Source organism: Bacillus sp. jun7, from assembly GCF_051034795.1.
Taxonomy (GTDB): domain Bacteria; phylum Bacillota; class Bacilli; order Bacillales; family Bacillaceae; genus Bacillus; species Bacillus velezensis.
On record NZ_CP093219.1, the window covers coordinates 420,400 to 432,360 of the forward strand.

Consider the following 11,961-nt stretch of genomic DNA (forward strand, 5'->3'; position numbering starts at 1 on the left):
GACCTATGTATACCAGTCAATTCCAAACCTTAGTAGAAGTCATTCGGGAAAGAAGCAATATCTCTGATCGCGGGATCCGTTTTATCGAATCCGATAAAAACGAGACGGTTGTCTCTTATCGCCAATTGTTTGAAGAGGCGCAAAGGTATCTTGGCTATTTACAGCATCTCGGCATTCAGCCGAAGCAGGAAATCGTATTTCAAATCCAAGAAAACAAATCATTTGTCGTTGCTTTTTGGGCTTGTATATTAGGAGGAATGATCCCGGTGCCGGTCAGTATCGGAGAAGATGATGACCATAAGCTGAAGGTCTGGCGCATTTGGAATATATTAAATCATCCGTTTCTGATTGCCTCTGAAAAAGTATTGGACAAAATAAAGAAATATGCTGCAGAACACGATTTACAGGATTTCCATCATCAATTAAACGAAAAATCTGACATCATTCAAGATCAAACCTACGATTACCCCGCTTCGTTTTATGAACCTGATGCGGATGAACTCGCCTTTATCCAATTTTCTTCAGGATCGACAGGAGATCCAAAAGGAGTCATGTTAACGCATCACAACTTAATACATAACACGTGCGCCATTGGGAATGCCCTAGCCGTTCATTCGAAAGACTCTTTCTTATCGTGGATGCCTTTAACGCATGATATGGGGCTCATCGCCTGCCACCTTGTTCCCTTCATAACCGGAATCAATCAAAATCTAATGCCTACAGAATTATTTATTCGCAGACCTATTCTTTGGATGAAAAAAGCTCATGAACATAAAGCCAGTATTCTATCCTCTCCAAATTTCGGGTACAACTACTTCCTTAAATTTCTGAAAAACGAACCAGACTGGGATTTATCCCACATCAAGGTCATCGCAAACGGTGCAGAACCGATATTGCCGGAGCTATGTGACGAATTTTTGAAAAGATGCGCAGCATTCAATCTGAAAAGATCCGCCATTTTGAATGTTTACGGTTTAGCGGAAGCTTCGGTCGGCGCAGCATTCTCTAAATTAGGTAAAGAATTCGTTCCCGTTTATTTGCATCGTGACTATTTAAATCTTGGTGAAAGAGCTGTAAAAGTAAGCAAAGAGGATCAAAATTGCGCTTCATTCGTCGAAGTGGGACAACCTATTGACTATTGTCAGCTTCGGATCTCCGATGGAGCAAATGAAAGAGTAGAAGACGGAATCATCGGCCATATCCAGATCAAAGGAGACAATGTGACACAAGGGTATTATAACAACCCCGAGAGTACGGAAAAAGCGCTGACTTCTGACGGCTGGGTAAAAACGGGGGACCTCGGATTCATTAGTGAAAGTGGTAACTTAGTCGTAACCGGAAGAGAAAAGGACATTATTTTCGTGAACGGAAAAAATATCTACCCGCACGATATTGAACGGGTCGCGATTGAAATGGAAGAGGTTGACTTAGGAAGAGTTGCCGCCTGCGGTGTATATGATCAAAAGACACAAAGCGGAGAAATCGTGCTCTTTGTTGTTTACAAAAAATCACCTGAAAAATTCGCTCCGCTTGTCAAAGAGATAAAAAAGCATTTGCTCAAGCGAGGCGGCTGGAGCATAAAAGAAGTCCTTCCGATCCGAAAACTCCCTAAAACAACCAGCGGAAAGGTTAAACGCTACGAACTTGCCAGACAGTATGAGGCAGGGAATTTTTCAACAGAGTCTGCCGCTATCAATGAATGTTTGGAGAGCAGCCCGGAAACATCCGGACAGACTCCCATTCATGAAATTGAAACGGAATTACTGTCTATCTTTTCCGATGTGCTCAATGGGAAAAAGGTTCACCTCGCTGACAGTTATTTTGATATGGGAGCAAATTCATTACAGTTATCGCAGATTGCCGAGCGCATAGAACAGAAATTCGGACGCGAGCTTGCCGTTTCAGATCTCTTTACGTATCCTTCTATCACTGATTTAGCGGCATATCTGTCTGAAAGCCGGGCTGAAATCAAGCAGGACGCGGCAGCGAAACCAAGCCATGTGACGCCGAAAGATATCGCCATTATCGGGATGTCGCTCAATGTCCCTGGAGCATCAACGAAAAGTGATTTTTGGAATCTGCTTGAAAAAGGTGAGCACAGCATTCGAGAATACCCTGCATCCCGGCTGAAAGATGCGGCGGATTATTTAAAGTCCATCCAAAGCGAAATCAATGAGAATCAGTTTGTGAAGGGCGGCTATTTAGATGAAATCGACCGCTTTGATTACTCGTTCTTCGGTTTAGCTCCTAAAACGGCTCAGTTTATGGACCCTAACCAAAGACTGTTTTTGCAGTCTGTATGGCATGCGATTGAAGATGCGGGCTATGCCGGCGGCAGCATGAACGGGAGCCGTGTCGGGGTATATGCAGGGTACTCGAAGGTGGGCTACGATTATGAACGTCTCCTTTCTGCGAATTATCCGGAGGAGCTTCATCAATATATCGTGGGCAATCTTCCTTCCGTGTTAGCCAGCCGAATCGCTTATTTCCTAAATTTAAAAGGGCCGGCGGTCACAGTCGATACGGCATGCTCCTCATCGCTTGCCGCCGTTCATATGGCATGTAAATCTTTAATATCCGGCGATTGTGAAATGGCTCTTGCCGGCGGTATCCGGACATCGCTCTTGCCGATCTGTATCGGACTTGATATGGAATCTTCGGACGGGTACACGAAAACGTTCAGCAAAGATTCGGACGGTACTGGCACAGGTGAAGGCGCGGCCGCAGTCCTGCTAAAACCTCTGCAGGATGCTGTTCGCGACGGAGACCATATTTACGGCGTAATCAAGGGAAGCGCGCTGAATCAAGACGGAACAACCGCCGGGATTACAGCACCGAATCCGGCAGCTCAGACTGAGGTCATTGAGACGGCCTGGAAAGACGCGGGCATTGCCCCTGAAACACTGTCTTTCATCGAAGCGCATGGCACCGGAACGAAGCTCGGCGATCCGGTTGAATTTAACGGGCTTTGTAAAGCGTTTGAAAAGTATACGGCAAAAAAACAATTTTGTGCGATTGGTTCTGTTAAATCGAACATCGGTCATTTGTTTGAAGCGGCAGGCATCGTCGGGCTGATCAAATCTGTCCTCATGCTGAATCACAAGAAAAATCCGCCGTTAGTGCACTTTAATGAACCTAATCCGCTCATTCATTTTCACTCTTCACCATTTTACGTAAACCAGGAAGCTGCAGCGTTCACATCCGGTGAAGAGCCGCTGCGAGGCGGAGTCAGCTCATTTGGCTTTAGCGGGACGAACGCTCATGTGGTATTGGAAGAATATATTTCTCAAAGTAAGTATGCGCCCGAGGATGAACATGGGCCGCACCTATTTGTTTTATCCGCTCATACTGAAAAATCACTCTATGAACTCGCACAGCAGTACCGGCAATATGTATCGGATGACAGCCAAGCTTCATTAAAGTCCATTTGCTATACAGCCAGTACGGGCAGGGCTCATTTGGATCATGGCATTGCCATGATTGTATCCGGTAAACAAGAACTATCGGATAAGCTGACCAGCCTGATTCAGGGAGACAGAAACCTTCCCGGTGTATACATCGGCTACAAGAATATGAAGGAAATGCTGCCTGTTCATAAAGAAGAGCTGAATCAACAAGCAGCCGCACTGATTAAGCAGCGTTTACGTACGCAAGATGAACGGATCACATGGCTGCATCGCACTGCCGAATTATTTGTGCAAGGAGCCGTTATCGATTGGCGCGCGCTTTATTCCGGTGAAACTGTACAAAAGACGCCATTGCCCCTGTATCCGTTTGAACGGAGCCGATGCTGGGCTGAAGCTGACCAATTGCGCTTAAACGAGGACGAAAAGAGAGGAGAAGCGGCATTGAATATCAATCAATCGAAGGCGCACATTGAATCCTTCCTGAAAACTGTAATCAGCAATGCTTCGGGGATCAGAGCGGAGGAACTCGATCTGAATGCTCATTTTATCGGACTCGGAATGGATTCTATCATGCTGTCACAGGTCAAAAAAGCTATCGCGGACGAATTTGGGGCAGACATCCCGATGGATCGTTTTTTTGATACGATGAACAACCTTCAAAGTGTCATAGATTACTTGGCTGAGACCGTTCCACCGTCCTTTGCATCCGCTCCGCCTCAAGAGAATGTTCCGGCGCAGGAAATACAGGTCATTTCAGAAGCACAGTCTGAATCGGATCGCAGAGAAGGTCATCAAGAGCATATGCTCGAAAAAATAATCGCTTCTCAGAATCAATTAATTCAGGATACCTTGCAAGCTCAATTAAATAGCTTTAATTTGTTGAGAAACAGCGGACATCATTCCGATGAGAAAGAATACGCTAAAGCGCAAGAGAAATCAATTCCTTCTGTCAAGCAGGGGCCTCCGGCCGTCACAGCAGAAAAGAAAGCGGCTCAAGAAGCGAAACCCTATGTTCCTTTCCAGCCCCAGAACCTGCATGATCAGGGACACTATACCGCACGGCAAAAACAATACTTAGAAGATTTCATCAAGAAATACGCAGATAAAACGAAAGGTTCCAAACAATATACGGACAACACCCGATTTGCTCATGCAAACAACCGCAACTTGTCCAGCTTCCGTTCGTATTGGAAGGAAATCGTATACCCGATTATCGCCGAACGTTCTGACGGTTCTAAAATGTGGGATATTGACGGAAATGAATATATCGATATCACCATGGGATTCGGGGTTAACCTTTTCGGGCATCATCCTTCCTTTATTACACAGGTTATCGATGATTCAGCCCGTTCATCATTGCCTCCGCTCGGACCGATGTCAGATGTCGCCGGTGAAGTTGCCGACCGGATCCGCACATGTACCGGGGTGGAAAGGGTCGCTTTCTATAATTCCGGAACAGAGGCCGTCATGGTTGCCCTGCGTTTGGCGCGGGCGGCAACAGGAAGAAAGAAAGTCGTGGCGTTCTCGGGATCTTATCACGGCACGTTTGACGGCGTATTAGGGGTTGCCGGCACTAAAGGCGGAGCCTCGTCTGCGAATCCGCTGGCTCCGGGTATACTGCAGAGCTATATGGATGATTTGATTATTTTACATTACAACAATCCCGATTCGCTTGATGTGATTCGCAGTCTCGGTGATGAATTGGCAGCCGTACTGGTGGAACCTGTACAAAGCCGCAGGCCGGATTTGCAGCCGCGGGCATTTTTGAAAGAATTGCGGGCGATCACGCAGCAATCCGGAACAGCTCTGATTATGGATGAAATTATTACCGGATTTCGGATCGGTCTCGGCGGCGCACAGGAATGGTTCGGCATTCAGGCTGATTTAGTGACCTACGGAAAAATCATCGGCGGCGGACAGCCGTTAGGGGTAGTTGCCGGAAAAGCTGAGTTCATGAATGCGATCGACGGGGGTACCTGGCAGTATGGGGACGATTCCTACCCGCAAGACGAGGCGAAACGCACGTTTGTGGCCGGCACCTTCAATACTCATCCGCTTACCATGAGAATGTCATTAGCCGTCCTTCGTCATTTACAAACCGAGGGAGAACATCTGTATGAGCAGCTGAATCAAAAAACAGCCTACTTGGTCGATGAGCTGAATCGCTGCTTCGAACAAGCGCAAGTGCCTATCCGCATGGTTCGATTCGGTTCTTTATTCCGGTTTGTCTCATCGCTTGATAATGACTTGTTCTTTTACCATCTCAACTATAAAGGTGTCTATGTGTGGGAAGGACGCAACTGCTTCTTGTCCGTCGCGCATACCGCAGATGATATCGAAAATATTATTCAAGCGGTGAAAGACACGGTGGAGGATCTTCGCCGAGGCGGATTTATTCCGGAAGGCCCGGATTCCCCTGATGGCGGAGGCCGTAAAAAGTCCGGGACGCGCGAGCTTTCACCTGAACAAAAGCAGTTGGTTATGGCATCCCATTACGGGAATGAAGCTTCCGCCGCTTTAAACCAGTCCATTATGCTGAAAGTGGAGGGCGAACTGCAGCATACGCCATTAAAACAAGCCGTCCGGCATATCGTTGACCGTCATGAAGCTTTACGTACGGTGATTCATCCCGATGACGAGGTACAGCAAGTGCAGGAACGGATGAATATAGAAATACCAGTCATTGATTTTACCGGTCACCCGCATGAACATCGGGAGTCGGAAATTCAAAAATGGCTGACAGAAGATGCCAAGCGGCCGTTGCATTTCCATGAACAAAAGCCTTTGTTTAGAATCCATGTGCTTACTGCGGCTCACAATGAACATCTGATTGTGCTCACGTTCCATCATATCATTGCCGATGGATGGTCAATCGCCGTTTTTGTTCAAGAACTGGAGAGCAACTACGCGGCAATTGTACAAGGAAAGCCGATTTCACCGAAAGAGGCAGATGTTTCGTTTCGCCAATACTTAGACTGGCAGCAGGTACAGATTGACAGCGGCCATTATGAAGAAGGGGTCCGGTATTGGCGGCGTCATTTCTCTGAACCGATACAGCAGCCAATTCTGCCGAGCGCAGCTTCTGTCCGTTATCCGAACGGGTATGAGGGAGACCGGTGTACCGTCAGGCTTGGACGGCCATTGAGCGAGGCTTTAAGGTCATTAAGCATTCAGATGAAAAATAGCGTATTTGTGACGATGCTGGGTGCATTTCATCTTTTTCTGCACCGGCTTACCAAACAGTCAGGCCTTGTGATCGGGGTCCCCGCAGCAGGTCAATCGCATATGAAACAGCATGATCTGATTGGAAATTGCGTCAATATGATTCCGGTGAAGAACACGTCTTCTTCAGAAAGCACTTTATCCGGTTATCTTGGCAGTATGAAAGAAAGCGTGAATCTTGCAATGCAGCACCAAGCCGTCCCGATGACACTGGTGGCCAGAGAGCTTCCGCACGATCAAGTGCCGGATATGCGTATTATCTTTAATTTAGACAGGCCTTTTCGAAAGCTGCATTTCGGAAAGGCGGAAGCGGAGCCCGTTGCATACCCGGTAAAATGCACCCTGTATGATTTATTTCTTAACATAACAGACGCGCATCAAGAATATGTTCTTGATTTCGACTTTAATACGAACGTCATCAGTCCGGAAATCATGAAAAAGTGGGGAGCGGGTTTTACAAAATTGCTGCAAAAAATGGTTGAGGGAGATTCAATCCCTCTTGACGCCATGATGCTGTTTTCCGATGAAGAACAGCATGATTTACAAGCACTTTATGCCGAACACCAGAAGCGGGTCTCTTCAATAGGAAGCAATACAGCAAATTTCACTGAAGCCTACGAGGCGCCGGTAAATGAAACGGAGCGGCAGCTGGCGCGGATTTGGGAGGAACTTTTCGGCCTTGAACGGGTCGGCAGATCAGATCGCTTCCTGGCTCTGGGAGGAAACTCACTCCAGGCGACGCTTATGCTTTCCAAAGTTCAGAAGACATTTCATCAAAAGGTTTCCATCGGACAATTTTTCAATCACCAGACTGTTAAGGAATTAGCACATTTCATTCAGAACGAAACAAAAGTCGTGCACCTCCCGATGAAGGCTGCCGAGAAAAAAGCGTATTACCCGACATCGCCGGCGCAGCAAAGAGTATATTTCCTGCACCAGCTGGAACCGGATCAGCTGGCGCAAAATATGTTCGGCCAAATATCAATAACAGGGAAGTACGATGAGCAAGCCCTGATCTCATCTCTTCAACAAGTGATGCAGCGGCACGAAGCGTTTCGCACGTATTTCGACATTATAGATGGCGATATCGTTCAGAAACTTGAAAACGAAGTTGATTTTAACGTTCATGTCCGGACAATGAGCCGGGACGAATTTGATGCCTATTCAGACCGGTTTGTAAAACCGTTCCGCCTGGACCAAGCTCCGTTAGTTCGTGCGGAGCTGATCAAGATTGAAAACGAGCAGGCCGAACTGCTCATCGATATGCATCATATCATTTCGGACGGTTATTCCGTCAACATCCTTACAAATGAATTGCTGGCTTTATATCTTCAGAAACCATTACCGGACATTGAATTTGAATATAAAGATTTCGCAGAATGGCAAAACCAACGGCTGAATGAGGATGCTATGAAGCGGCAGGAGACATATTGGCTGGAACAATTTCAAGACGAAATTCCCATCCTTAACCTGCCGACAGACGGTTCAAAAGCGGCAGAACGGTCTTCTGAGGGACAGCGTGTGACATGCTCCTTACAGCCGGATGTCATCCGCTCGCTTCAAGATTTGGCGCAAAAGGCGGAAACCACTCTCTATACGGTGCTTCTGGCCGCCTATAATGTGCTGCTTCATAAATATACGGGACAAGAAGACATTGTCGTTGGCACGCCTGCTTCAGGAAGAAATCATCCGGATATCGAAAAGATCATCGGTATTTTCATACAAACCATTGGAATCCGGACGAAGCCGCACGCCAATAGAACGTTCACGGATTATCTGGAAGAAGTAAAGCGGCAGACGCTTGACGCTTTCGAAAACCAAGACTATCCATTTGACCGGCTTGTGGAGAAATTAAATGTGCAGCGGGAAACAACCGGAAAGTCTCTGTTTAACACGATGTTTGTGTTTCAAAACATTGAATTTCATGAAATCCGGCACAATGAATGTACATTTAAAGTGAAAGAACGAAATCCAGGGGTCTCTTTGTATGATTTGATGCTCACGATCGAAGATGCCGGTCAACAGATAGAGATGCATTTTGATTATAAACCGGGACGATTCACAAAAGACACCATTGAACAGATCACCAAACACTATACCGGCATTTTAAACAGTCTTGTTGAGCAGCCGGAGATGACATTGTCTTCCGTTCCTATGCTGTCTGAAACCGAACGGCATCAACTGCTGACGGAGTGTAATGGCACAAAGACGCCGTATCCGCATAACGAAACAGTAACCCGATGGTTTGAAATGCAAGCGGAACAGAGTCCCGATCATGAAGCCGTTATTTTTGGCAATGAGCGGTATACGTACAGACAGCTCAATGAACGGGCGAACCGATTGGCGCGGACGTTACGGACAAAAGGCGTACAAGCGGATCAATTCGTTGCCATCATCTGCCCGCATCGGATCGAACTGATTGTCGGAATTTTGGCTGTTCTGAAAGCCGGCGGCGCATACGTGCCCATTGATCCTGAATATCCGGAAGATCGGATCCAATATATGCTGAGAGATTCAAGGGCGGAGGTTGTGTTGACACAGCGCAGCCTGCTGGATCAATTACCGTATGATGGTGACGTTGTGCTTTTGGATGAGGAAAACTCATACCATGAGGATCACTCGAATCTTGAATCGGACAGCGATGCGCATGATTTGGCCTACATGATCTATACGTCAGGTTCCACGGGAAATCCAAAAGGTGTACTCATTGAGCATCAGGGACTGGCTGATTATATTTGGTGGGCGAAAGAGGTTTATGTAAGAGGTGAGAAAACCAACTTCCCATTATACTCTTCCATCTCTTTCGATCTGACTGTGACCTCGATATTTACACCGCTGGTTACGGGAAATACCATCATTGTCTTTGACGGCGAAGATAAAAGCGCTGTGCTTTCTGAGATTATGCGGGACTCAAGAATAGACATGATCAAATTGACCCCGGCACATCTGCACGTCATCAAGGAGATGAATATCGCTGGCGGCACCGCAATACGGAAAATGATTGTCGGCGGAGAAAATTTAAGCACCCGTCTGGCCAAAAGTGTCAGCGAGCAGTTTAAAGGCCGGCTGGACATTTTCAATGAATACGGACCGACGGAAGCTGTCGTCGGATGTATGATTTATCACTTCGACGCAGAACGGGACAAGCGGGAATTTGTACCGATCGGCACTCCGGCTGCCAACACGGATATTTATGTGGCCGATGCAAGCAGAAACCTGGTTCCGATCGGGGTAATCGGCGAAATATATATCAGCGGACCGGGTGTTGCCAGAGGGTATTGGAACCGTCCGGATTTAACGGCAGAGAAATTTGTTGAAAACCCGTATGTCCCGGGAGCGAAGATGTACAAATCAGGGGATTTGGCTAAGCGGTTGAAGGACGGAAATCTTGTATATATCGGGCGCGTTGATGAACAAGTCAAAATCAGGGGATACCGAATCGAGCTTGGTGAAATTGAAGCAGCAATGCATAACGCGGAAGCGGTGCAAAAAGCCGCGGTTACGGTGAAAGAAGAAGAAGACGGCTTAAAACAATTATGCGCGTATTACGTAAGCGACAAGCCTATAGCGGCTGCGCAGCTTAGGGAACAATTGTCATCGGAGCTTCCGGACTACATGGTTCCGTCCTATTTTGTCCATCTGGAGCATATGCCGTTAACGTCCAACGGGAAAATAAACCGTAAGGCACTGCCAGCACCAGAAGCGAGTCTGCAGCTGACAGCTGAATATGTTCCGCCGGGTAATGAGACGGAGTCCAAACTGACAGATTTATGGAAGGAAGTGCTCGGAATAAGCCAAGCGGGGATCAAACATAATTTCTTTGATCTCGGAGGCAACTCCATCCGAGCGGCTGCCTTAGCCGCCAGAATTCACAAAGAGCTGGATGTGAATCTGTCTCTCAAAGACATATTCAAGTTTCCTACCATTGAACAATTGGCTGACAAGGCGTTACACATGGACAAAAATCGATATGTACCGATTCCGGCTGCAAAGGAAATGCCATATTATCCGGTTTCTTCAGCTCAGAGGCGGATGTATTTGTTAAGTCACACAGAAGGCGGCGAGCTGACTTACAATATGACGGGTGCCATGAATGTGGAAGGGACGATCGATCCCGAACGGTTAAACGCCGCTTTCCGAAAATTAATCGCGCGTCATGAAGCGTTGCGGACCAGCTTTGATTTATATGAAGGCGAGCCGGCACAGCGTATTCATCAGAACGTCGACTTTACGATAGAACGGATTCAAGCAAGCGAAGAAGAAGCGGAAGACCGTGTGCTGGATTTCATCAAAGCGTTTGACTTAGCCAAACCGCCGCTGATGCGGGCCGGACTGATTGAAATTGAACCTGCGCGGCACGTGCTTGTGGTTGATATGCATCATATCATTTCTGACGGCGTGTCCGTCAATATTCTGATGAAAGATTTAAGCCGAATCTACGAGGGGAACGAACCGGACCCGCTCTCTATTCAATATAAAGACTTTGCAGTTTGGCAGCAATCGGACATTCAGAAACGGAACATCAAGAGCCAGGAAGCGTATTGGCTGGATCAGTTTCACGGTGATATTCCTGTACTGGATATGCCTGCGGATTATGAGAGACCTGCCATACGCGATTACGAAGGCGAATCATTTGAATTTCTTATACCAGAACACTTGAAACAGCGTTTAAGCCAAATGGAAGAAGACACAGGAGCAACACTGTATATGATTTTATTGGCAGCCTATACGATTCTTTTATCCAAATACAGCGGACAAGAAGATATTATCGTAGGAACGCCATCTGCCGGGCGGACTCATTTGGATGTAGAGCCGGTCGTGGGAATGTTCGTCAATACGTTAGTCATTCGCAATCACCCGGCGGGCCGTAAAACATTTGATGCCTACTTAAACGAAGTAAAAGAAAACATGCTGAACGTCTATAAAAATCAAGACTATCCGTTGGAAGAATTAATTCAGCATCTGCATCTTCCAAAAGATTCAAGCCGCAATCCTTTATTCGATACGATGTTTGTGCTGCAAAATCTCGATCATGCTGAATTGACTTTCGATTCTCTTCAACTCAAGCCGTATCCATTTCATCATCCGGTTGCGAAATTCGATTTGACCTTGTCGATTCAGGCGGACCGCGACAACTATCACGGACTGTTTGAATATTCGAAAAAACTGTTTAAGAAAAGCAGAATCGAGGTTTTATCAAACGACTACTTACACATCCTATCGGCGATTTTGGAACAGCCAAGCATTCTAATCGAACATATCGGATTGAGCGGCAGCAATGAGGAAGAAGAGAACGCGCTTGATTCTATTCAATTGAACTTTTAGGGAAAAG

The 11,961-nt window shown here is 46.8% G+C and carries 1 protein-coding gene; it reads left to right on the forward strand.

Translation table 11 applies throughout. From position 1 onward, the window contains the following. Nucleotides 1-5 precede the first annotated feature (5 nt). Entirely contained in the window at nt 6-11,954 is an 11,949-nt protein-coding gene (gene bamA, locus MJQ52_RS01955; protein ID WP_191073320.1) for a bacillomycin D hybrid PKS/NRPS BamA, read from the forward strand. Nucleotides 11,955-11,961: the final 7 nt, after the last annotated feature.

Excerpts from the sequence above, each read along its gene's own strand:
- bamA (WP_191073320.1), top strand. The coding sequence starts at position 6 with ATGTATACCAGTCAATTCCAAACCTTAGTAGAAGTCATTCGGGAAAGA.